Genomic DNA, 21105 nt, shown 5'->3' with positions numbered 1-21105 from the left:
GCCTGCCGGAGCAACCGATCACTTCTTGGCGCGCTTCTCCCGGACCCGGACGGAGATGCGGACGGGGCTGCCCTCGAACCCGAACTCCTCGCGCAGCCTGCGCTCGACGAACCGCCGGTAGCCGGCCTCCAGGAAACCGGTCGTGAACAGCACGAACGTCGGCGGCCGGGTGCTCGCCTGGGTGGCGAACAGGACCTTGGGCTGCTTGCCGCTGCGCACGGGCGGCGGGGTGGCGGCGATGAGGTCGTTGAGCCAGGCGTTCAGCCGTCCGGTGGGCACGCGGGTGTCCCACGAGGTCAGGGCGGTGCGCAGGGCGGGCGCGAGCTTGCGCACGGCGCGGCCCGTCAACGCCGAGATGTTCACGCGTTCGGCCCAGGGCACCCGGACCAGGCCGCGCTCCAGCTCGCGGACCATCGCGTGCCGCCGGTCCTCGTCCACGAGGTCCCACTTGTTGAACGCGAGCACGCACGCGCGGCCGGACTCGACGACCATGGTCAGCACCCGCAGGTCCTGCTCGCTGATCGGCTCGGACGCGTCCAGCAGCACGATCGCCACCTCTGCCGACTCGATGGCGGCCTTGGTGCGCAGCGACGCGTAGTACTCGGCGCCGGACGCGAAGTTGACACGCTTGCGCAGGCCCGCGGTGTCGACGAACCGCCACGTCTCGTCGTCCAGCTCGACGAGCGAGTCGACGGGGTCGACGGTGGTGCCCGCGGTGGCGTCGACGACGGACCGGTTCTCCCCGGTCAGGCGGTTGAGCAGGGAGGACTTGCCGACGTTCGGCCGGCCGACGAGGGCGACCCGGCGGGGGCCGCCGCGCTGGGCCTCGAACGTCTCGCGGGGCGTCTCGGGGAGCGCGTTGAGGATCGCGTCGAGCATGTCGCCGGAACCGCGGCCGTGCAGGCCGGACACCGGGATCGGCTCGCCGAGGCCCATCGACCACAGGGACGCGACCTCGGCGGCGAGGCGTTCGTCGTCGACCTTGTTCGCGACCAGCAGCACGGGCCGCTTGGAGCGCCGCAGCAGCTTCACGGCGGCTTCGTCGGTGGTGGTCGCGCCGACCGTGGCGTCCACGACGAACACGATGGCGTCGGCGGTGGCCATGGCCAGTTCGGCCTGCGCGGCGACGGAGGCCATCATGCCGGTGGCGTCGGGCTCCCAGCCGCCGGTGTCGACCACGGTGAACTTGCGGCCGTTCCACAGCGCGTCGTAGGCGACCCGGTCGCGGGTCACGCCCGGCACGTCCTGCACGACCGCCTCGCGGCGGCCGATGATGCGGTTGACCAGGGTCGACTTGCCGACGTTCGGCCGGCCGACCACGGCCAGCACGGGTTGCGGGGTGGGCCCGCCGCCCTCCTCGTCGAACGTGTCGTCGTCGAGCGCGGTCCAGTCGGACTCGTCCGCCCAGGTGCCGTCCAAGTCCGTCATCGAACTTCTCCTCGCTGGCTGTCGAGCTCGGCCACCAGCGTGGCCAAGCGGTCGCGGACCTGCTCGGTGGCCTTCACGAGCGCCTGCCGACCCTTGTCGGCGGGCAGCTCGAAAGCCTCACCCACGAGCACGTCCACCACGGGCCGGAACCTCCGTCGGGTCCCGGCGGGGCGCAGGGTGCCGCGGCACGCCACGGGCACGACGAGCGCACCGGTCGAGCGGGCGAGCCACGCGGCGCCCTGCTGCGCCTCGCCCACGTCCCCCGCGCCCCGGGTGCCCTCGGGGAACACGCCGACCACGCCGCCGTCCCGCAGCACCTTCTGCGCGGCGAGCAGCGGCGTGCGGTCGGGTTCGCCGCGGCGCACGGCCAGTTGGCCGATCGCGCGCAGGCCGGTGCCCACGACGCCCTTGAACATCTCCTGCTTGATCAAGAAGACCACGCGGCGGGGGAAGGCGCCGAGGAGGATCGGTCCGTCCACCATGGAGCTGTGGTTGGCGACGATCACCACCGGGCCGGTGGTCGGCACCCGGTCCGCGTGGTGCACGCGGACCCGGAAGGGCAGGCGGAACGGGTAGCGCGCGATCCACCGGCCGACGTCGTGCAGCCGGGGCAGCGCCCCCTCGGGGAGCGGGTCGTTCACCCGTGCACCCGTCCGCTCGGCTGGGCCAGCAGGCCGCGCCCGTCGACCAGGTCGAGCAGCGCGGCGAGCACGCCGGCCAGGTCGAGGGAGGTCGTGTCGAGGACCACGGCGTCGTCGGCGGCGCGCAGCGGGGACACCGCGCGGGTCGAGTCGTAGGTGTCGCGGCGGCGCACGTCGGCGAGGGTGGCGTCCAGGGTGGACGCCCGGCCGGACGCGGCGTCCTGCTTGGCGCGGCGGGCGGCGCGGGCCTCGGCGTCGGCGGTGACGTAGACCTTGAGCGCGGCGTCGGGCGCGACGACCGTGCCGATGTCTCGGCCCTCCACGACGATGCCGCCCGCCTCGTCGAGCGCGGCGGCGATGACGCGGCGCTGTTCGGCGACGAGCAGGGCGCGCACCTCGGCGACGGCGGAGACCGGGGAGACCGCGAGGGTCACCTCGGGGCCGCGGATCTCGGCGCCGACGTCCGCGCCGTCGAGGTGGGTGGTGGAGCGCTCGGGGTCGGTGCCCTGGACGAGGGAGGCGGCGCGGGCGACCCGGGTCACCTCGGCGGTGTCGGCGAGGTCGACGCCGGAGCGCAGCACGGCCAGGGTGAGGGCGCGGTACATCGCGCCGGTGTCCAGGTAGCGTGCGCCCAGGGTCGCCGCGAGCCGGCGCGCGACGGAGGACTTGCCGGTGCCGGAGGGACCGTCGAGGGCCACCACGCCACGCAGCTGACCGTGTCCCACGGGGGTTTCCTCCTTGAGGGGGCGGTTCGTCAACCTCCAATTGTGCCTGGTGCGGGGCGTCACACCAGCATCGGCCCGGTCAGGGGCGCGCCAGGTCGGCCAGCAGCAGCCCGCTGCGCGGCTTCGGGGTGAAGTACGTGCTCTTGCGCGGCATCCGGTGGCCGGCCGCGTGGACGGCCAGCACGTCGGCCACCGGCACGGGTGCGATCCGGACCACGGCGTCGACGTCCACCGGCACCGGGTCGGTGACCGGGCGGACCCGGGGGCCGTCCAGGCCGAGGGCCCGGCGGAGCAGCACCTCCTCGACGACGGCGTGGTCGACGCCGCCCCCGACCGGCAGGACCACGCGCACGGCCGCCGCGCCGGCCACCACCACGACCACGCCCGGTGACGGCGGGGTGGCCGGTTCGACCGGGGTCACCTCCAGGCCCGCCGCGCGCCACGCCGCGACGAGGTCGTCCAGCCGCAGGCCGGTGCCGGTCAGGGCGCGGTGGATGGGGCCGACCCGCAGGGCGGGGCCGGCGGTGACGAGGGCCAGCAGGCCGTCCAGGCCCGCCGACGCGGCCACCCGGTGGTTGCCGTCGGCGACCAGCAGCGGGTGGGCGCCGGCCGCGGTGAGGAGGGCCTCCTGGTGCTCGCCCGGCCCCACCAGCCACAGGCGGTGCCGCCGGCCGCCGGGGTCGACGACGGACGCGGCGGGCTCGCCGTCCACGGCGCCGACCAGGTCGGTCAGGCCGCCGTCGTCGACCGGGACCAGCATGGCGGCGCTGGTGGCGCAGCCCAGTTCGGCCAGCACGCGGGCGCGTTCGGCGACCACCTCGGGGTAGACGTCCTCGGTGTGCCCGGCGGCGGCCGGGTCGGCCACGCACAGCAGGCCGTGCGCGGTGCCGTCCGGGCCGTCCACGCGGTAGGGGGCGACGACGTCGCGCACCTCGCGGTAGGCGGTGCCGCGCAGCCTGGCCAGCTCGGCGCGGGCGCGCGGGAGGGCGTCGAGCAGCGACTCGCCGGCGGCGAGGGCGGCGGGCGTGCGGTGCGGGTGCTGGACCGCGAGCAGCGTCCCGGGGCGGGCCCGCGCGAGGGCGGCCACGACGCGCTCCGGTTCGGCGAACTCGTCCACGTCGGGGCCCGGCACCGCGCCCCGGACCACCCAGCCCCTGCTGATCGCCCTCACCCGTCGGATCACCGGACTATGATCGATGACATGAACGTCGAGGTCACGCCGCTCCCCGGAATCGGCACCCGCCAGGACTTCATGATCCGCGCGGGCAGGCGGATCGGGGTGATCACCTACCGCGACGGCAAGTTCGAGCTGATCGTGTCGCACCCCGACGACCCCGACGGGTGCGCCGCCTCCATACCGCTCACGGCCGCCGAGGCCGGCACGCTCGCCGGCCTGCTCGGCGCACCGCAGCTGGTCGCGCACCTGGAGGAGCAGCACCGCGACGTCGCGGGCATCTCGACGCAGCAGTTCCCGATCGTGCCCGGCTCCCGGTTCGACGGGCGCCCGCTGGCCGACACGGAGCTGCGCACCCGCACCGGCGCGTCCATCGTGGCGGTCGTCCGCGCGGGTTCCGTCCACCCGTCGCCGCGCCCGGACTTCGTGTTCACGGGCGCCGACCTGGTCGTGGTCGTGGGCACCCGCGAGGGCCTGCACTCGGCCGGTGAACTGCTGGGGAGTGGCTGAACACCTTGCACAGCACAGCCATCGCGCTGATCCAGCTCGGCGCGGTCTTCTTCGGTCTCGGCCTGCTCGGCAAGATGGCCTGGCGCATCGGCATCTCGCCCATCCCGCTCTACCTGATCGGCGGCCTGGCCTTCGGGCAGGGCGGCCTGGTCCCCCTGCACGGCATCGAGGACTTCACGCACATCTCCAGCGAGATCGGCGTCATCCTCCTGCTCCTCCTGCTCGGCCTGGAGTACTCGGCGGCCGAGCTGATGACCGGCCTGAAGCGCTCGTGGACGGCCGGGCTGCTCGACATCGTGCTGAACGCCGCGCCGGGCGCGATCGCGGCGATCGTCCTGGGCTGGGGCCCGGTGGGCGCGCTGGCGATGGCCGGCGTCACCTACATCTCGTCCTCGGGCATCATCGCGAAGGTCCTCGGCGACCTGGGCCGGCTCGGCAACCGGGAGACGCCGGTGGTGCTGTCGGTGCTGGTCTTCGAGGACCTGGCGATGGCGGTCTACCTGCCGATCCTGACCGCCGTGCTGGCGGGCGTGAGCTTCGCGGGCGGCCTGACGGCGGTCGGCATCTCGCTGCTGGCCATCACCGTGGTGCTGGTGATCGCGCTGAAGTTCGGCCGGTACGTGTCGGCGATCGTGGACAGCCCGGACCCCGAGGTGTTCCTGCTGAAGGTGCTCGGCGCGGCGCTGCTGGTGGCCGGCCTGGCCTCGCAGCTCCAGGTGTCGGCGGCGGTGGGCGCGTTCCTGCTGGGCATCGCGATCTCCGGGTCGACGGCGGAGAACGCGACGCGGATGCTGGAGCCGCTGCGGGACCTGTTCGCGGCGATGTTCTTCGTGGTGTTCGGCCTGAACACGGACCCGGCGTCGATCCCGCCGGTGTTGGGCCTGGCGGTCGCGCTGGCGGTGGTGACGACGCTGACGAAGGTCGCCACGGGCTGGTGGGCGGCGAAGCGGCAGGGCGTCGGGCGGATGGGCCGGGCGCGGGCGGGCGCGGCGCTGGTGGCGCGCGGCGAGTTCTCCATCGTGATCGCCTCGCTCACGGTGGCGTCCGGCGCGGTGGACGGGCAGCTGGCGGCGCTGGCCACGGCGTACGTGCTGCTGATGGCGGTCCTGGGCCCGGTGGCGGCGCGCGTCGTCGAGCCCCTGGTGAAGTTCACCCGAAAGCGTGGTAACGAGCCGGCGGCGGTCTGACCTGTATCCCGGGGCTCGGCGGTGACCTCCTCATAGCGTCTGCCGCCGAACCCCGGAGGGGGTCGCCATGTCAGAACCAACGGGCGCCGAAACCACGGGCCGCTACCTGGTCCTCCTGGAGGACAGGTCGGCCGCGGCCGGTGCACGGGAGATGAGCCGGGTCGCGGGCATCACCGCGGCCAGCACAGCCGACCACGCCACCACGGCCGAGCTGGCCGCCGCCGACGGCGTGATCTTCCAGGACCTCGGCATCGCCGTCGTCGACGCCACCCCCGACCAGGTCGCGCGGCTGTCCCGGGCCGCCGAGGCACCGGGGCCGATCACGGTGGTCGAGGCCGAGCGGGTCGTGCGGGCGTACGACTCGGTCGACACCGGCCAGGCCGCCGCGGTCGACGAGTCGGTGTTCACCTGGGGCCTCCAGGCGGTTGGCGCGAACCTCAGCTCGGCCACCGGCAAGGGCGTCCGGGTCGCCGTGCTGGACACCGGGTTCGCCGTGGACCACCCCGACTTCGCCGGGCGCGCGGTCATCACCAACTCGTTCATCAGCGGCGAGACCGTCGACGACGCGCACGGCCACGGCACGCACTGCGTCGGCACGGCCGCGGGTCCCCGCACGCCGCTGTCGGGCGGGCCGGGCTACGGCGTCGCGCACGAGGCCGAGGTCTACGCGGGCAAGGTGCTGTCCAACGCCGGTTTCGGCTCGGACAGCGGCATCCTCGCCGGCATCGAGTGGGCCATCGCGAACGGCTGCGCCGTCGTCTCGATGTCGCTCGGCGCGGCCGTGCGGCCGGGCACGCCGCACTCGCTGGTCTTCGAGCAGGCGGCGACGCGCGCGCTGGCCAAGGGCACGCTGATCATCGCCGCCGCGGGCAACGAGAGCAGGCGGCCGGGGTCGGTCAACCCGGTCGGCCACCCGGCGAACTGCCCGTCGATCCTGGCCGTGGGCGCGGTCGACGTGCAGCGGGCCGTCGCGTTCTTCTCCTGCGGGACGGTCGACGCGGTCGGCCAGGTCGACCTGGTCGGGCCGGGCGTCGACGTCTACTCCAGCTGGAACCGGGAGGACGGCGCGCTCGGCAGGCACAAGCGAATCCAGGGCACGAGCATGGCCACGCCGCACGTCGCGGGCGTCGCCGCGCTCGTCGCCGAGCGGCACGGTGCCCGCGGGTGGGAGCTGTGGGCGAGGTTGGCGCAGTCCGGCCGCCGGCTGGGCCTGCCCTCCACGGACGTGGGCGGCGGGCTGGTGCAGGCACCCTGACGCGGGGCCCTGACTCCACGAGGCGGCCCGCCAACCGGCGCAAGCGATTGCGGCGGTCGGCGGACCGCCGCGCGCCGCCCGCGTGACCGACCCCCTACGCTGTGCGGGTCGCTCGACCCACTGTCGAACACGTGTTCTATGCTCACGGGTCGAGCCGGACGCGCAGAGAGGACTACCGAGATCGTGCAGGCGGACACGCTCGTGGAGCAGGAAGACAAGGTGGACGCCGTCGCGCCCGCCGCACCCGTGCAGGAGGACGCGCCCGTGCCGCAGGAACAGCCCGAGCCCGTGGTGAAGGCCGACAGCGCGCCCGCGGTCGTGAGCGAGCCCGAGGCCGAGAAGCCCGCGGTCGAGGCCAAGGCGGAGCCGAAGCCCGAGCCGAAGCCCGAGCCCAGGACCGAGGACGCCGAGGCCAAGCCCGCCGCGAAGCGCCCCAAGTCGACGGCCAAGAAGACCCGGACGGTCGAGCTGACGCTGACCGTCACCGGCACCGCGGACGGCGACTGGCAGGCCGACCTGGTGCACGGCACCAAGCGGGTCGTGCAGGGTCTGACCATCTCGGCCGCCGCGGTGGCCCGTGCGGCCAAGGAGCTGCACGAGGACATCTCCGGCGGCATCGAGGAGGTCATCGAGGCCGCCCGGTCCCAGCACCGCACCCGCATGGAGGAGCTGGAGGCCGAGCTGGCGAGGGTCAAGGCCGCCCTGGCCGAGCTCAGCGACTGAGCTGACGAAGCAGGTCCGGAGGGCCGCCCGCGCACCGCGTGGGCGGCCCTCCGGCGTCGGGGGCCCCGGGGGGCTAGCGCGACGGGTCGAGGACGAGCTTGCCGGTGCTGCGCCGCGAGCGGAGGTCCTCGTGGGCGCGGCGCACCTCGGACAGGCCGTACTCGCCGCCCGGCACGGCCCGCAGGTCGCCCGCGAGCACCAGGTCGAACAGCTCGGCCATGGCGCGGTGCACGACGCGGCCGGGCAGCGCGAACGCGTGCGGCAGCCACATGCCGGCCACGGCGGTGGAGCGGACGAGCAGCTTGCCGGGCGGGATCGGCGACGGCTGCTCGCGGCTGGCCATGCCGTAGAACGCGAGCCGGCCGAACGGCGCGAGCGCCGCGACGCTCTGGTCGGTGACCGCGCCGCCGGTCATGTCGAGCACGACGTCGACGCGGCGGCCGTCGTTGGCCTCGCGCAGGGCGGCGGTCATGTCCGGCGCGGTCGAGTCGACGGCCACGTCGGCGCCGAGGTCGAGGGCGAGCTTGCGCTTCTCCTCGCTGCTGGCGGTGGCGATGACGCGGCCGGCGCCCCACTTCTTGGCCAGCTGCACGGCCAGCGTGCCCACCCCGCCCGCGGCGGCGTGCACGACGACGCTCTCCCCCGGCTCCAGGTGGGCGCTGCGGCGCAGCAGCAGCCACGCCGTCGCGCCCTGCACGACCATGCTCAGCGCGGTCAGGTCGTCCACGCCGTCGGGCACGTCGAACGCGGTCGCCGCGGGCACGACGGCCTTCTGCGCGTACCCGCCGCCGCCCGAGGTGAGGGCGACGACGCGGCGGTCGCCCGCGGTGCCGACGACCTCGCCGCCGGGCACGAGCGGCAGCTCCTGCTTGGCGAGGTAGGAGTTCTCGGCCTGGTGCGTGTCGGCGTAGTTGAGGCCCGCGCGGCTGACCTCGACGAGGAGTTCACCCGGTCCGGCGACGGGGTCGGGCAGTTCGACCTCGGTGAGGACCTCCGGTCCGCCGAACTCGGTGATCTGGATGGCGCGCACGGGTGTCAGCTCTCCTCGGGGACGTCGGACGTGGTCAGCGGGTCGCGGGTGAAGCTGATCCGCTCGCCGCTCGCGGTGCGGGGGCCGGGCGGGTTGGGGAAGGTGAACGGGGCGCTGGGCCGGCCGGCCTGCACGAACCAGCATTCACCTGGTTGGCCGGAGCGCAACACGGAGATGAACGCGTCGACCACGTCGCCCACGTCCATGATGGGCATGCCGGCGGCTTCCAGGGCGTCCTTGACGCCGGTGACGATGTGGGTGTCGGCGAACGACGGGCAGACCGCGTTGACCGTGACGCCGTCGGCGGCGAGCACGGGGCCGAGGCCGCGCACGAGGCCGACGACCGCCGCCTTGTTGGCGCCGTAGAGGGGGTCCATGGGCATCGCCATCAGGCCGGCCATGCTGGCGGTGGCCACGATGCGCCCGCCGCCGCGCGCCTTGAGCGCGGGCAGGGCGGCGTGCACGCCGTACACGACGCCGTCGAGGTTGACGCCCATGACGGTGCGGTACCGCTCGACGTCGAAGTCCTCGAAGGTGAAGCCGGTGGCGATGCCCGCGTTGAGCACGGCGATGTCGAGGCCGCCGAAGCGCTCGACGGCCAGGGCGACGGCCGCCGCGCTGTCCCGGGGGTCGCGCACGTCGCAGCGGGTGAACACGCCGTCGACCTCGTCGGCCACGGCCTCGCCGCCCGCCTCGTCGACGTCGGCGAGGACGACCGAGGCCCCGGCCGCGGCGAGCCGCCGCGCCACCCCCGCGCCGATGCCGTTCGCGGCCCCGGTGACCAGTGCGACCTTGCCCGAGAACTCCACCGCGCCTCCTCTGGCGACACATTCCGACCAGTCGGTATGGTTCTCCTGACGCGCTCTGGCGTCAAGGCGACCCCACGAGTAGGTTACTAAGCGGTTGCTTAGGCCCGCAGATCAAGGAGGACTGACCGTGGCCGAGACTGACGCACGAGTGGCGATCGTCACCGGTGCCGCGCGGGGCATCGGCGCCGCCGTGGCCACCCGGCTCGCGCGGGACGGGTTCGCCGTCGCGCTGCTCGACCTGAACGAGGAGAGCTGCGCCGACGCCGTCGGGAAGATCAGGGCCGCGGGCGGCACGGCCCTCGCGGTGGGCGTGGACGTCAGCGACAGCGCCGCGGTCGAGACGGCCGTGCAGCGCGTGGCCGACGAGCTGGGCCCGCCGGTCGTGCTGGTGAACAACGCGGGCGTGCTGCGCGACAACCTGCTGTTCAAGATGACCGACGACGACTGGGACACGGTCATCGGCGTGCACCTGCGGGGCTCGTTCCTGATGAGCCGCGCGGTGCAGAAGTTCCAGACGAAGGCGGGCTGGGGCCGGGTCGTGAACCTGTCCAGCACCTCCGCGCTGGGCAACCGGGGCCAGGCCAACTACGCCGCCGCCAAGGCCGGCCTCCAGGGCTTCACCAAGACCCTGGCCATCGAGCTGGGCAAGTTCGGCGTCACGGTCAACGCCATCGCCCCGGGCTTCATCGCCACCGACATGACCGCCGCCACGGCGGCCCGCGTCGGCGTGGACTTCGAGGACTTCAAGAAGGGCGCCGCCGCCGCCATCCCGGTCGGCCGCGTGGGCACGCCCGAGGACATCGCGCACACCGCCTCGTTCCTGGTGAGCGACGGCGCCGGGTTCGTGTCCGGTCAGGTCATCTACGTCGCCGGCGGACCGAAGGACTGACATGCGGGTATTCGCGAACCTCGACGAACTGGCCGCCGCCAAGGGCGAGCACCTGGGCTTCGGCGACTGGCACGAGATCACCCAGGACGAGATCAACCTGTTCGCCGACGCCACCGGCGACCACCAGTGGATCCACGTCGACCTGGAGAAGGCCGCCGCCGGGCCCTTCGGCGCACCCGTCGCGCACGGCTACCTGACCCTGTCGCTCATCCCCATGCTGGTGCGCGACGTCTACACCGTGCAGGGCCTGAAGATGGGCGTGAACTACGGCCTGAACAAGGTCCGCTTCCCCAGTCCGGTCACGGTCGGCTCGCGCGTGCGGGCCGGGGCGGAGCTGACCGAGGTCGCCGACACCGCGCAGGGCAAGCAGGCGGTGGTGAAGGTGACCGTCGAGATCGACGGCCACCCCAAGCCCGCGTGCGTCGCCGAGACCGTGGTGCTGCTCGTCGCCTAGATGAGTAAGTCCAAGGGGTAGACACCTGGAGACATGGGGCGAGGGTGTCGATGTACGGGTTGTGACGACCGACATTGACACCCTCGCGACCGCACTCTACGTCAGAACCGATGACCTGCTGAAGGACGCGCCGCACCTCGCGCCGTGGCGACCGAAGGTCGGCCTCAAGCCGAGACTGACCGACGCGGAACTGGTCACCCTGGCGGTGATCCAGGCCCTGCTCGGGTTCACCAGCGAGGCCCGGTTCCTGCGCCACGCCCACGCCCACCTCGGCCATCTGTTCCACTACCTGCCCGGCCAGTCCGGATACAACAAGCGGCTGCGCCACGCATCCGGCCTGGTCAAACAGGTGATCCGGCTGTTGGCGGTCGACACCACGCTGTGGACCGACGACGTGTGGCTGGTCGACTCCACCCCGGTGGAATGCGGCCGGTCCCGCCAGACCACCAAGCGCTCCGAGCTGGCCGGGTGGGCCCAGTACGGTTACTGCGCCTCCCACTCCCGATGGTTCTGGGGCCTGCGCCTGCACCTGGTCTGCACCCCGGGCGGGCTGCCGGTCGCCTTCGCCTTGACCGGGGCCAAGGCCGACGAGCGCACCACCCTGCTCGACATCCTGGCCGTCGATCCCGCCCTGACCGCCGAACGGCCGGGTCAGACGCTGATCGCCGACAAGAACTACTACGGCCGCGAGTTCGAGCACGCTCTGGCCGCGGCCGGTGTCGAGCTGCTGCGCCCGGCCCGCAAAGGCGAGACCCCGCGACCCGGCGCTCGGCTGTTCAAGCCGCTGCGCCAGGTCATCGAGTCGATCAACCAGACCTTCAAAGCCCAGCTGGACCTGGAGCGCCACGGCGGACGCACCACACCCGGCGTGATCGCTCGCGTCCTGCAACGCGTCCTGGCCCTGACCGCCGCGATCTGGCACAACGACCACACCGACCAGCCCGTCAAGCGATCACTGACCGCCTACGACCACTAACCACCCCTTGGACTTACTCATCTAGGAGGGCTCGGCGGAACCACCGGGCCACGTCCTCCGGCGTGGCCCGGTACCCCGCCCACCCCGGGGCGCAGCGACTCCCTAGGCGGGGCGCAGCGACGCGAGGAGCAGGTCGGCGAAGTGCCGGCCCACCTGCTCCGCCGACAGCGGGCCGTCCGCGCTGTACCACTGGCCGAGGTGGTGGACGGTGCCGAAGAAGTAGTGGACGGTGAGGTCCGCGGGCACGTCGGCGCGGAACACCCCGGCCTCCTGCCCCTCCTCGACCAGCGACCGGAACCGCTCGTGGTAGCGGCGGCGCTCGGCCCGCACCTCGCGGCGCTTGTCCTCGGCCAGGTGGTCGGCCGAGCGGAAGTACACGCGGGCCTGGTCGAAGTTGTCCACCGAGGTCACCACGACGTCCACGGCGGCGGCGTGCAGCCGCTCGGCCACCGGCCCGGACCCGTCCGCGATCAGCGTGAGCCGCTCGGTCTGCATCCGCAGCAGGCTGCCGTAGATCTCGTGCAGCAGGTCGTCCTTGGACCCGAAGTAGTGGTACATGGCGCCCTTGGTGACGCCCGCGAGGTCCACGACCTCCTGCACCGCGACCCGGTCGAAGCCCTTCGCGGCGAACAGCCGGGTCGCCGCGTCGATCAGCCGCTCCGGTACCGATGCCATGGGGGAAGCATCGCACGCGACGATCACTGGAACATCGCGATGGGTCGGACGACCAGGTGCCCCTCCTCCGCCTTCCACGACTGCACCCGGCCCAGGCAGGACGCGTAGAACGTCCCCTCGGGCACGGCACCGTCCAGCAGCCACTCGTGCGCGCAGTCCACCCGCACCCACTGACCGCCGGCGTCGCCCCCGTCCGGGCCGAAGGGCGCCAGCAGCACCGTGACGCCGTCGGCGTCGGAGCCCGTCCGGAACCAGCCCACCACGGACACGTAGGCGTTGATGCCCTGCAACGGCACCGAGGCGGGGTTCTGCCGCGTCGTGCGCAGGTGCCGCTCCACGGCGACGTTGCGCAGCAGGTGGCGGCCGGCCAGGTCCGCGTACAGCAGCTGGTTGCCGTCCGACAGCGCCTTCACCAGCGGCGCGACCAGGTCGATCGGCTCGTAGGTCTCCCGGAAGGTCCGGGTCTCCTCGTCCACCCTGGCCACGCCGCCCGTGACGGACAGGCCGGGCACCTCGATCTTGCCGTCCTTGTTGAGCACGGCCCGCGCGGTGACCTCGGCCGGCACCGGCTTGAGCCCGAGCACCGACATGATGTTCAGCACGGTCGGCCCGTCGACGTAGACGGGCACCCCCAGCGGGTGCGGCTCGGGGCCGTACTTGTGCCGCGCGCGCCACGCCAGCGCGGCGGTGACCGCGAAGACCACCACCGCCAGCGCCGTCACGCCCCACACGACGACCCACGGCCACCAGACGTCCCACCACAGCCCCCGGTCACCGGCACCCACGGACCTCCCTCACCGCCTCCGTCAGCGACCCGTCGGTCGCGTCCACCACCCGGCCGCCGCTCGCCCGCGCGACGCGGTCCAGCTCGGCCGGGTCCGCCTCGCCGAACCGGACGGCGTAGGTGCGCGCGGGTGGCGACGGCCAGGCCGCCAACAGGTCGTCCGCGCTCATCCCGGCGTTGTTCTCGCCGTCGGTCATCAGCACCACGCCGCCCTCGCCGACCACCCGGTAGGCGTGGTCCAGCGCCGACCAGAGGGCCGTGCCGTCGACCAGCTCCGCCCCGTCGAGCAGGGTCGCCAGCGCGTCCAGGTCCCCCGCGCCGCGCACGGTGACCTCCCGCTCCTCCAGCACCGAGCCCGCGAACCGCACCACCACGACCGTCTCGCCGACCCGGAACTGCTCGAACCCGCCCGCCCGGCTCAGCGTCGCGAACGCCGCGCGCAGGCCGTCGATCCGCGCGCCCGCCATGGACGTCGAGTGGTCCAGCACGAACACCACCCGGCTCGGCCTGCCCGCCCGGTCGTACGCGGCGAGCAGCGCGTCCACCACCTCCTGCGCGGCCGGGAAGTACAGGGAGGTGCCGAGGGGTTCGCGCAGGGGCGCCGGGCGCGGCAGGTCCGGGTCGACCGGCCGCCGCCAGGTGCGCTCCATGACGGCCCGCTGCGCGCCCTCGCCCCGCAGCCACGCCACCACCCGGTCGTAGGCGGCCCGCCGGCCCGGGTCGAGCAGCATCAGCGGGTGGTCGGAGAGCACGATGCCGTCCCTCGGGTACACCACCTCCAGGGGTTCGCGCAGCCGCCCGGAGGCGTTCAGCGCCAGCACCTCGGACTCCTGCGCGACCAGCGCGTCCACCTGGTCCTCGTGCCGCGCGTACTCCTCCGCCCCGCCGTCCGCGGCGCGCACCCGGCCGGTGAGGAAGCCCTGGAGCCGGTCGCACGCCACGTCCTCGGGCCGCAGCGCCGCACCGGTGCCCGCGGCGGCCGTGGCGACGCCGATCAGCGCGCCCAGGCCGCTGCCGGACACGCGCGGGTCGGCCATCCCGAACCGCAGCCGCCCGGCCGCCGCGTGCCCGGCGAGGTCCGCCCACGACGGCGGTCCGGCCGCGCGCAGCCCGGCGGCCTTGGCGCGCTTCACGCCGAGCACGAGCGGGGTGAGCATGGTCGTGGTCGACAGCGGCAGGTCACGGGTCCGCAGCCGCAGGTACCGGTCGGTCGACAACCACGCCAGGTCGTGACCGGTGGGCCCCGCCGCGAGGTCCTCGCTGGCCCGCACGGTGCCGCGGTGCTCGACCCGGAGCGACACGCCGGTGTCGCGGCGCAGGTCGTCCAGCACCGGCGCGAGGTCGGCCAGCTCGGTGCTCGCGAGCACGGTCAGCGTGGTGGTCGCGGGCGGCGCGGGCGTGCACGCGGCGAGCAGCGCGAGCACGACCAGCAGCGGGACGGCCCTCATATCGGCACGTCGATGTGCGGGCACCGGCCCACCTCGCTGATCAGCGAGGTCAGCTCGGCCGACTTGGGCAGGTACCCCTCGGTGTCGACCAGCGCCCCGACCGGGAGGCCGCGCGACGCCAGGAGGTCGGCGAGCTCCGTGGACGTGCGGCTGCTGGGCCGCAGCCCCAGCTCCAGCGCCCGCTGCCGCAGGCCCGCGTCGTCCTCCAGCAGGTCGCCGATCAGCTCGCCCGCCGGGGTGAACGCGATCAGCCACGGTTCGGTGCGGTGGTTGGCGTCCGGGTAGAGCACGACCCGGTCCCGGTCCCGCTCCAGCCCCCGCGCGAGGCGGCCGAGCTGGTAGGCGAGGTACTGGTGCTCGTACATCACGCCGACCGGGGTGGTGCTGCGGCCGTCCGGGTGGAAGAACGTCGTGCCGATGCCGGAGCCGTGCATGCCCTCGACGTCGAACACCGGTTTGACCCGCTGGGCGACCGCGTGGACGTCGGCCTCGGTCAGCGCGACGCTGCCGTTGACGGTGAACGCGACCAGCCCGAGCCACGCCGCGCCCGAGTAGGAGTCGCACGGGCTGGGCGTCTGGGCGACGACCTGGTTGCGGTTCGGCACGCCCAGGTCGGCCCACGTCGTCGGCGCCGTGCCGTCGCCGGGCAGCGCCAGCCGCACGAACTCGGTCAGCCGCAGGTCGTAGTACAGGCCGTCCCCGCCGTCCTGCCGCGTGGCGACCCCGTGCCTCACCAGCGCCTCGGCGTAGTCGCCGAACGCGCCCAGGACGAGCGGGCTGGCGAACGGGTAGTAGACCCGACCGCCCCACTTGTCGTGGATGAGCTTGCCCGCCGCCTGGCCGGACGGGAGCACGAAGTCGTACTCCCGGACCCGCTCCTGCTTGTCCCGGATGATCTCCAGCGACCCCGTGGAGTCGGTGACGTGCACCTCCAGGCCGTGCCTGAGCAGGATGCGGCGCACCTGCTCGTCCTGGAAGAACACCACCTTGGAGGCCATCATCGACCGGACCACGAGGACCTGCCGGAACGGCAGCGCGACCGTGCCCGACGAGATCATGAGGACCACGCCGACGAGGGCCGTCACCGCCGAGACGGCGAGCGGCAGCAGGTAGCGCCTGTGCTGGAAGACCGAGCGCGGCGGGGCCTTGACGGTCAACCCCGGTTCGCCGGTGGCGGTGCCGTTCGCGGTCACGAACTCCCCCGGTGGTGAGGTGAACTCCTCACCGGTTCAGATCGTCCCGTGACAGCCGGTCATTACACCGGTTCAGCCCGCGATCGTCGTGCCCCCGTCCACCACGAGCGTGGCCCCGGTGACGTACCCGCCCGCCGGGGAGGCGAGGAACACCACGGCCGCCGCCAGTTCCTCCGGGTCGCCGGTGCGCCCCGCGGGGGTGGCCGCCATCCGGGCCTCCAGGTAGCCCTCGGGGTACTGGTCCGTCATCTCGGAGGCGAAGTAGCCGGGCGCGAGGGCGTTGACCCGGATGCCCTTGCGGCCGGTCCACTGCTGGGCCAGGTCGCGGGTCAGGCCGAGCAGGCCCGCCTTGGACGCCGAGTAGGCGGCCTGCGGCAACCCGCCGGAGACCAGGCCGAGCACGGACGACACGTTGACGATCGCCCCGCCGCCGGTCATCACGGCCGCCGCCGCCTGGGCCATCCAGTAGGCGCCGTTGAGGTTGACGTCCAGCACGCGCAGGAACTGCTCGGGCGTCTCCCGCGACGCGGGCACCGCCGAGGCCACGCCCGCGTTGTTCACCAGGACCGTGACCGGGCCGAACCCGGCGGCGGCGCGGGCCACCTCGCGGCAGTCGTCGGGCTGCGCCACGTCCGCCTGCACGATCAGCGCGCGCCGGCCGGCCGCCTCGACCAGCTCCGCGGTGTCCTTGAGCCGGTCCACGCGCCGCGCGGCGAGCACCACGTCCGCGCCCGCCTCGGCGAGGCCCTTGGCGAACGCCACGCCCAGGCCCGACGACGCGCCGGTGACGATCGCGACCTGGTCGTCGAGGCGGAACTTGTCGAGGATGCCCATCAGGAAAGCCTTTCCAGGATGATCGCCATGCCCTGACCGCCGCCGACGCACATGGTCTCCAGGCCGAACTGCGCGTCGCGGGCGCGCATCCCGTTGATCAGGGTGGTCATGATGCGGGCGCCGGTGGAGCCGAACGGGTGGCCGAGCGCGATGGCGCCGCCGTGCACGTTGAGCCGGTCGAGGTCGATGCCCAGCGCCCGCTGGCTGCCCAGCACCTGCACGGCGAACGCCTCGTTGATCTCGACCAGGTCGATGTCGCCGATGGCCATGCCCGCGTGCGCCAGCGCCTGCTTCGTGGCGTCGACCGGGCCGAGGCCCATGACCTCCGGGGACAGGCCGGACACGCCGGTGGACACGATGCGCGCCAGCGGGGTCAGGCCCAGCTCGCGCGCCCTGGTGTCGCTCATGACGACCACGGCCGCCGCGCCGTCGTTGAGCGGGCAGCAGTTGCCCGGCGTGACCGTCCCCCGTGGCCGGAAGGAGGGCTTGAGCGCGGCGACGGACTCCACCGTGACGCCCTTGCGCGGGCCGTCGTCGGTGCGCACGACCGTGCCGTCGGGCAGGGTCACCGGGGTGATCTCGCGCTCGAAGAACCCGTCCGCGATGGCCTTCTCCGCGAGGTTGTGCGAGCGCACGCCGAACTCGTCCTGCTCGGCGCGGGAGATGCCGAGCAGCGTGGCGACGTTCTCGGCGGTCTGGCCCATGGAGATGTAGTAGTCCGGCAGCAGGCCGTCCTCGCGCGGGTCGTGCCACGGCTCGTTGGTCGCGGCGGTGCGCTCGGTGCGGGTCATCGCGTCGGCGAACAGCGGGTTGAGGTGCGGGTCGCCGTGGCGGTAGCGCGAGACGCATTCCACGCCCGCGCTGACGAACGCGTGCCCCTCGCCGGCCTTGACGGCGTGGAACGCCATCCGCGCGGTCTGCACGGAGGAGGCGCAGAACCGGTTGACCGTGGTGCCGGGCACGGTGTCCAGGCCGAGCTGCACGGCGATCCGGCGCGCGACGTTCTGGCCGTGCTCGTCCTGCGGTTCGGCGCACCCCAGGTGCAGGTCGATGATCTCGCGCGGGTCCAGTTCGGGGACCTGCGCGAGGGCCGCGCCGACGATCTGCGCGGCGAGGTCGTCCGGTCGCAGGTCGACCAGCGAACCCTTGCGGGCGCGACCGATCGGGGACCGCGAGGTGGCGACGACGACAGCCTCGGGCATGAGAACTCCTAAAGTTTTTTCGACGAGCGGGGCAAGTCACCCACCACCCGCGAGGCCGACTCCGGGCGGCCGAGCCGCCGCCTGCGGAGCAGCGGCCAAGTCACAGCCCGAGTTCGCGGCCGATGAGCTCTTTCATGATCTCGTTGGAGCCGGCCCAGATCTTGGTGACGCGGGCGTCCATCCAGGCGCGGGCCACGCGGTACTCCGTCATGTAGCCGTAGCCGCCGTGCAGCTGCACGCAGGCGTCGATGACGTCGTTCTGCACGTCCGCGCTCCAGTACTTCGCCTTGGCCGCGTCGGTCGCGGTCAGCTCGCGGCGGGTGTGCGCGTCGGTGCACTGGTCCAGGAACGCCTGCGTCACGTCGACCTTGGTGACCAGCTCGGCGAGGGTGAACTTGTTGTGCTGGAACGACCCGATGGACTGGCCGAACGCCTTGCGCTCCTTGGCGTAGGCGATCGTCTCCTCCAGGATCTGCCTGGCGTGGGCCAGGTTGGAGATCGCGCCGCCGAGGCGTTCCTGGGGCAGGCGCTCCATCATGTGGATGAAGCCCTTGTCGACCTCGCCGATGACGTTCTCGGCGGGCACCAGCACGTCGTCGAAGAACAGCTCGGCGGTGTCGGACTCGGGCTGGCCGACCTTGTCGAGCTTGCGGCCCCGCTCGAAGCCCTTCATGCCGGTCTCGACGGCGAACAGCGTGATGCCGCGCGCGGGCTTCGCGTCGGGGTTGGTGCGCGCCGCGATGACCACCATGTCGGCGGAGAAGCCGTTGGTGATGAACGTCTTGGAGCCGTTGAGGACCCAGTCGGGGCCCTTGCGCACGGCGTTCGACTTGAGCGCGGCGAGGTCGGAGCCGCCGGACGGCTCGGTCATGCCGATGCCGGTGGTCATCTCGCCCGAGCAGAACCGGGGCAGCCAGCGCCGCTTCTGCTCCTCGGTGCACAGGTCGGCCAGGTAGGGCGCGACGACGTCGCCGTGGATGCCCAGGCAGGAGGCCATGCCGGCGCTGACCTTGGAAAGCTCCTCGCCGAGGACGGCGTTGAAGCGGTAGTCGTTCGCGCCGCTGCCGCCGTGCTCCTCGGGGATCTCCAGGCCGAGCAGGCCCTGGCGGCCGGCCTCCAGCCACACGTCCCGGTCGATGTGCCGCTGCTCGACGAACTTCTCGTAGTTCGGCTTGAGCGTGCGGTCGACGAACGCCTTCGCGGTCTCGCGGAACGCGTCGTGGTCGGGTTCGAACAGCGTGCGGCGCACTTCCAAGCCTCCATACTAAGCGGTTGCTTAGGTCTAAGCGTGTGCTTAGCGTGCGGTATCGTCCGACTTCGTGTCAAGGAGGGTGTGATGACGTCGACCCGCGGCGAGTTCGCGCTGCTGGACGAGACCTGGGCGTCCGTGACGCCCCCCGCGGCGCGGCGCATGCTCATCGCCGCCGCGGCCGCGTTCTCGGTCCGCGGCTACCACGCGACGACCACCCGGGACATCGCCGCGCAGGCCGGCATGTCCCCCGCGGCGGTCTACATCCACTACCGCTCCAAGGAGGAGCTGCTCTTCCAGATCTCCCGGGTCGGCCACGCGACGTCGCTGTCCGTGCTGACCGGGGTGCCCGCCGGACCTCCGGTGGCGCGGCTGGCGTCGGCGGTGCGGGCGTTCGCGTCCTGGCACGCCGAGTTCCACACCACCGCGCGCGTCGTGCAGTACGAGCTGAGCGCGTTGACGCCCGAGCACCTGGCCGAGGTCGTCGAGCTGCGCCGGCGCATCGAGGCGGCCGTGCGCGGCATGGTCGAGGACGGCGTGCGGACGGGCGACTTCGACGTGCCCGACGTGCGCGGCGCGGTGCTGGCGGTGCTGTCGCTGTGCATCGACGTGGCGCGGTGGTTCAAGCCGGACCGGGGGCGCACGCCGGAGGAGATCGGCGACCTCTACGCGGACCTGGTGCTGCGCATGGTGGGCGCGTCGGCCCGGTGACACCCGGCCGGGTGACACCGGGCCGCTAGATGTCCAGCCAGCCGCGTTCCCGGGCGGAGTCGGAGCCGTCCCAGCCGTCGCCCGAGCGCCAGACGGCGGGCACGCCCACCACGCTCACGCCGTTGAGCAGCATGTCGGCGGGCCGCTCGGGGAAGACGACCACCTCGATGCCCGCGTGCCGGCGCGTGAGCCCGCCGATCCACGCCGCGGTGGCGCGCGGGTCGCCCCGCTGCGCTTCGAGCACCAGCGCGCCGCGCTCGACGCCCCGCCGCTCGCCCTCGACGACCACGTGGTTGCGCCGGTAGTCGACGACCACCGCCTCGAAGCCCTGGTCGGTGACGAACGCGTGGGCCAGCCGCTCCAGCGCGCTCCGCGCGGGCACGGCCTCCCGCACGACCGGGTCGGCCGACTCGCGGGCGTGGTGCAGGAAGGCGTCCGGGCTCATCACGAACAGCCGCACCCCGGCCGCCTCCCGCAGCTCCTCGTACAGGTCGGGCCGCGGGCCCCGGGCGTTGCCGTCGTCGTCGCGCCGCCACCACCGGTCCCCGGCGAGGCCGGTGAGGACCAGGACGTCCTGCCGGCGCGCGGTCGCCTCGGCCAGCAGCTCCCGCCACACGCCCCGGTGGTCCGGCGTGGCGTCCGGCAGGGGTTCGCCGACGCGGCCGTAGAGCAGGCCGTCGAGGTCGGCGACGACCGGGTCCTCCTCGGTGTCGGCCACGGCGACGACGTGCCGCCGGGCGACCTCGGCCAGGCGCCCGGCGACGTGCCCGTGGGCGTCGCGCAGGCCCTGTTCGAGGTCGTGCAGGGCGTCGTCGTCGAGCGCCACCCGGTCGGCCCAGGCGCGCAGCCCCCGCAGCGCCCGCTCCTCGGCTGCGGCGAGCGCGGAGGTCGCCTCGGCGGTCGCCCGCTCCGCGTCGCCGAGCACCGACTCGCGGCCGCGCCAGAAGCCGGCCAGCGCCTGGTGCGGCACCCACAGGCGGTCGCGCACCCGGTGCAGCGCCTTGAGCAGCTCCGCGCGCCCGGCGGGCGGGTAGCGGTAGAGGTCGAGGAGCGCGTCGGTGTCGAGCACCACCAGGCCGCGCGCGAGCACGTCGCGGTAGTGGTCGGGCCGCGCGGTGCGGTAGGCGCCGAAGCCGTCGAGGATCCCCCGCGGCGCGGCGTCGGTCGGCTGCTCGTCGGTCTTCCCGGAGTCGGGCACCCCGGGATTG

The 21105-nt window shown here is 73.6% G+C and carries 22 protein-coding genes; 8 read left to right on the top strand and 14 right to left on the bottom strand.

The features are described 5' to 3' along the window. Window positions 1-18: 18 nt before the first annotated feature. From der to ACRAKJ_RS08780, 4 genes are all read right to left on the bottom strand, one after another. A complete protein-coding gene (gene der, locus ACRAKJ_RS08795) occupies window positions 19-1428 on the bottom strand; it encodes a ribosome biogenesis GTPase Der (protein WP_438919916.1) in 1410 nt (469 codons plus the stop codon). Continuing rightward, window positions 1425-2069, bottom strand: a complete 645-nt coding sequence (locus tag ACRAKJ_RS08790) for a 1-acyl-sn-glycerol-3-phosphate acyltransferase (RefSeq protein ID WP_438919915.1) — start codon at window positions 2067-2069, stop codon at window positions 1425-1427. The genes der and ACRAKJ_RS08790 overlap by 4 nt, the downstream gene beginning before the upstream one ends. After that, entirely contained in the window at window positions 2066-2794 is a 729-nt protein-coding gene (gene cmk, locus ACRAKJ_RS08785) for a (d)CMP kinase (protein ID WP_438919914.1), read from the bottom strand. Before cmk ends, ACRAKJ_RS08790 begins: the two co-directional genes overlap by 4 nt. Before the next feature lie 79 nt (window positions 2795-2873). After that, on the bottom strand, window positions 2874-3977 hold the full coding sequence (locus tag ACRAKJ_RS08780; RefSeq protein ID WP_438919913.1) for a DUF1015 family protein: 1104 nt from the start codon (window positions 3975-3977) through the stop codon (window positions 2874-2876). A gap of 18 nt (window positions 3978-3995) precedes the next feature. On the opposite strand from ACRAKJ_RS08780, the gene ACRAKJ_RS08775 reads away from it, so the two are divergent. The 4 genes from ACRAKJ_RS08775 (at window position 3996) to ACRAKJ_RS08760 (ending at window position 7643) form a co-directional block, all read left to right on the top strand. After that, window positions 3996-4478 carry a cation:proton antiporter regulatory subunit gene (locus ACRAKJ_RS08775; RefSeq protein WP_438919912.1) on the top strand — a complete coding sequence of 161 codons (483 nt, stop codon included), beginning with the start codon at window positions 3996-3998 and terminating at the stop codon, window positions 4476-4478. Between the two features lie 5 nt (window positions 4479-4483). Next, on the top strand, window positions 4484-5665 hold the full coding sequence (locus tag ACRAKJ_RS08770; RefSeq protein WP_438919911.1) for a cation:proton antiporter domain-containing protein: 1182 nt from the start codon (window positions 4484-4486) through the stop codon (window positions 5663-5665). Between the two features lie 67 nt (window positions 5666-5732). Continuing rightward, window positions 5733-6920 (top strand): S8 family serine peptidase, encoded by a 1188-nt coding sequence (locus ACRAKJ_RS08765; protein WP_438919910.1) that lies wholly within the window; start codon window positions 5733-5735, stop codon window positions 6918-6920. A 183-nt stretch (window positions 6921-7103) separates the two neighbouring features. Continuing rightward, window positions 7104-7643: a DUF6319 family protein gene (locus ACRAKJ_RS08760; protein WP_438919909.1), complete on the top strand. Its 540-nt coding sequence runs from the start codon at window positions 7104-7106 to the stop codon at window positions 7641-7643. Window positions 7644-7716: 73 nt separating this feature from the next. Here ACRAKJ_RS08760 and ACRAKJ_RS08755 read toward each other — a convergent pair whose 3' ends face one another. Both ACRAKJ_RS08755 and ACRAKJ_RS08750 read right to left on the bottom strand, forming a co-directional pair. Beyond that, window positions 7717-8673: a zinc-binding dehydrogenase gene (locus ACRAKJ_RS08755; protein WP_438919908.1), complete on the bottom strand. Its 957-nt coding sequence runs from the start codon at window positions 8671-8673 to the stop codon at window positions 7717-7719. Window positions 8674-8678: 5 nt separating this feature from the next. Then, window positions 8679-9482, bottom strand: coding sequence for an SDR family NAD(P)-dependent oxidoreductase (locus ACRAKJ_RS08750; RefSeq protein ID WP_438919907.1), 804 nt, complete (start codon window positions 9480-9482; stop codon window positions 8679-8681). A gap of 127 nt (window positions 9483-9609) precedes the next feature. Between ACRAKJ_RS08750 and fabG the strand changes: the two genes are divergently transcribed. The 3 genes from fabG (at window position 9610) to ACRAKJ_RS08735 (ending at window position 11801) form a co-directional block, all read left to right on the top strand. Further along, window positions 9610-10371 carry a 3-oxoacyl-ACP reductase FabG gene (fabG, locus tag ACRAKJ_RS08745; protein WP_438919906.1) on the top strand — a complete coding sequence of 254 codons (762 nt, stop codon included), beginning with the start codon at window positions 9610-9612 and terminating at the stop codon, window positions 10369-10371. A gap of 1 nt (window position 10372) precedes the next feature. After that, on the top strand, window positions 10373-10825 hold the full coding sequence (locus ACRAKJ_RS08740; RefSeq protein WP_438919905.1) for a MaoC family dehydratase: 453 nt from the start codon (window positions 10373-10375) through the stop codon (window positions 10823-10825). A 61-nt stretch (window positions 10826-10886) separates the two neighbouring features. Then, window positions 10887-11801 carry an IS982 family transposase gene (locus tag ACRAKJ_RS08735; protein ID WP_447008908.1) on the top strand — a complete coding sequence of 305 codons (915 nt, stop codon included), beginning with the start codon at window positions 10887-10889 and terminating at the stop codon, window positions 11799-11801. A gap of 102 nt (window positions 11802-11903) precedes the next feature. Here the strand turns inward: ACRAKJ_RS08735 and ACRAKJ_RS08730 are convergent, their stop codons facing one another. From ACRAKJ_RS08730 to ACRAKJ_RS08700, 7 genes are all read right to left on the bottom strand, one after another. Then, window positions 11904-12476, bottom strand: a complete 573-nt coding sequence (locus ACRAKJ_RS08730; RefSeq protein ID WP_438924805.1) for a TetR family transcriptional regulator — start codon at window positions 12474-12476, stop codon at window positions 11904-11906. Window positions 12477-12499: 23 nt separating this feature from the next. Then, the gene (locus tag ACRAKJ_RS08725) at window positions 12500-13261 is read right to left on the bottom strand and encodes a hypothetical protein (protein ID WP_438924804.1); all 762 of its coding nucleotides are present in this window, start codon (window positions 13259-13261) and stop codon (window positions 12500-12502) included. Next, the gene (locus tag ACRAKJ_RS08720; protein WP_438924803.1) at window positions 13248-14708 is read right to left on the bottom strand and encodes a substrate-binding domain-containing protein; all 1461 of its coding nucleotides are present in this window, start codon (window positions 14706-14708) and stop codon (window positions 13248-13250) included. Before ACRAKJ_RS08720 ends, ACRAKJ_RS08725 begins: the two co-directional genes overlap by 14 nt. Next, window positions 14705-15901: a hypothetical protein gene (locus ACRAKJ_RS08715; RefSeq protein WP_438924802.1), complete on the bottom strand. Its 1197-nt coding sequence runs from the start codon at window positions 15899-15901 to the stop codon at window positions 14705-14707. Before ACRAKJ_RS08715 ends, ACRAKJ_RS08720 begins: the two co-directional genes overlap by 4 nt. 72 nt (window positions 15902-15973) lie before the next feature. Continuing rightward, window positions 15974-16735, bottom strand: coding sequence for an SDR family oxidoreductase (locus ACRAKJ_RS08710; protein WP_438924801.1), 762 nt, complete (start codon window positions 16733-16735; stop codon window positions 15974-15976). Continuing rightward, window positions 16735-17937 carry an acetyl-CoA C-acetyltransferase gene (locus ACRAKJ_RS08705; protein WP_438924800.1) on the bottom strand — a complete coding sequence of 401 codons (1203 nt, stop codon included), beginning with the start codon at window positions 17935-17937 and terminating at the stop codon, window positions 16735-16737. The genes ACRAKJ_RS08710 and ACRAKJ_RS08705 overlap by 1 nt, the downstream gene beginning before the upstream one ends. 100 nt (window positions 17938-18037) lie before the next feature. Further along, window positions 18038-19186 carry an acyl-CoA dehydrogenase family protein gene (locus tag ACRAKJ_RS08700; protein ID WP_438924807.1) on the bottom strand — a complete coding sequence of 383 codons (1149 nt, stop codon included), beginning with the start codon at window positions 19184-19186 and terminating at the stop codon, window positions 18038-18040. Window positions 19187-19273: 87 nt separating this feature from the next. Between ACRAKJ_RS08700 and ACRAKJ_RS08695 the strand changes: the two genes are divergently transcribed. Next, window positions 19274-19897 (top strand): TetR family transcriptional regulator, encoded by a 624-nt coding sequence (locus ACRAKJ_RS08695; RefSeq protein ID WP_438924799.1) that lies wholly within the window; start codon window positions 19274-19276, stop codon window positions 19895-19897. A 25-nt stretch (window positions 19898-19922) separates the two neighbouring features. Here the strand turns inward: ACRAKJ_RS08695 and ACRAKJ_RS08690 are convergent, their stop codons facing one another. Then, complete coding sequence (locus ACRAKJ_RS08690; protein WP_438924798.1) at window positions 19923-21095, bottom strand: PIN-like domain-containing protein; 1173 nt, start codon at window positions 21093-21095, stop codon at window positions 19923-19925. Between the last annotated feature and the right edge of the window lie 10 nt (window positions 21096-21105).

This window comes from Saccharothrix sp. DSM 118769, assembly GCF_052936295.1.
The sequence above is the reverse complement of the archived record's forward strand: the minus strand, read 5'-3'. Positions and strand labels throughout refer to the sequence as shown.

Bases quoted from the DNA above. Each gene is read 5' to 3' on its own strand.
- der (WP_438919916.1), bottom strand. From the start codon at position 1,428: ATGACGGACTTGGACGGCACCTGGGCGGACGAGTCCGACTGGACCGCG.
- ACRAKJ_RS08775 (WP_438919912.1), top strand. From the start codon at position 3,996: ATGAACGTCGAGGTCACGCCGCTCCCCGGAATCGGCACCCGCCAGGAC.
- ACRAKJ_RS08765 (WP_438919910.1), top strand. From the start codon at position 5,733: ATGTCAGAACCAACGGGCGCCGAAACCACGGGCCGCTACCTGGTCCTC.
- ACRAKJ_RS08740 (WP_438919905.1), top strand. From the start codon at position 10,373: ATGCGGGTATTCGCGAACCTCGACGAACTGGCCGCCGCCAAGGGCGAG.
- ACRAKJ_RS08730 (WP_438924805.1), bottom strand. From the start codon at position 12,476: ATGGCATCGGTACCGGAGCGGCTGATCGACGCGGCGACCCGGCTGTTC.
- ACRAKJ_RS08720 (WP_438924803.1), bottom strand. From the start codon at position 14,708: ATGAGGGCCGTCCCGCTGCTGGTCGTGCTCGCGCTGCTCGCCGCGTGC.
- ACRAKJ_RS08710 (WP_438924801.1), bottom strand. From the start codon at position 16,735: ATGGGCATCCTCGACAAGTTCCGCCTCGACGACCAGGTCGCGATCGTC.
- ACRAKJ_RS08705 (WP_438924800.1), bottom strand. From the start codon at position 17,937: ATGCCCGAGGCTGTCGTCGTCGCCACCTCGCGGTCCCCGATCGGTCGC.
- ACRAKJ_RS08695 (WP_438924799.1), top strand. From the start codon at position 19,274: ATGACGTCGACCCGCGGCGAGTTCGCGCTGCTGGACGAGACCTGGGCG.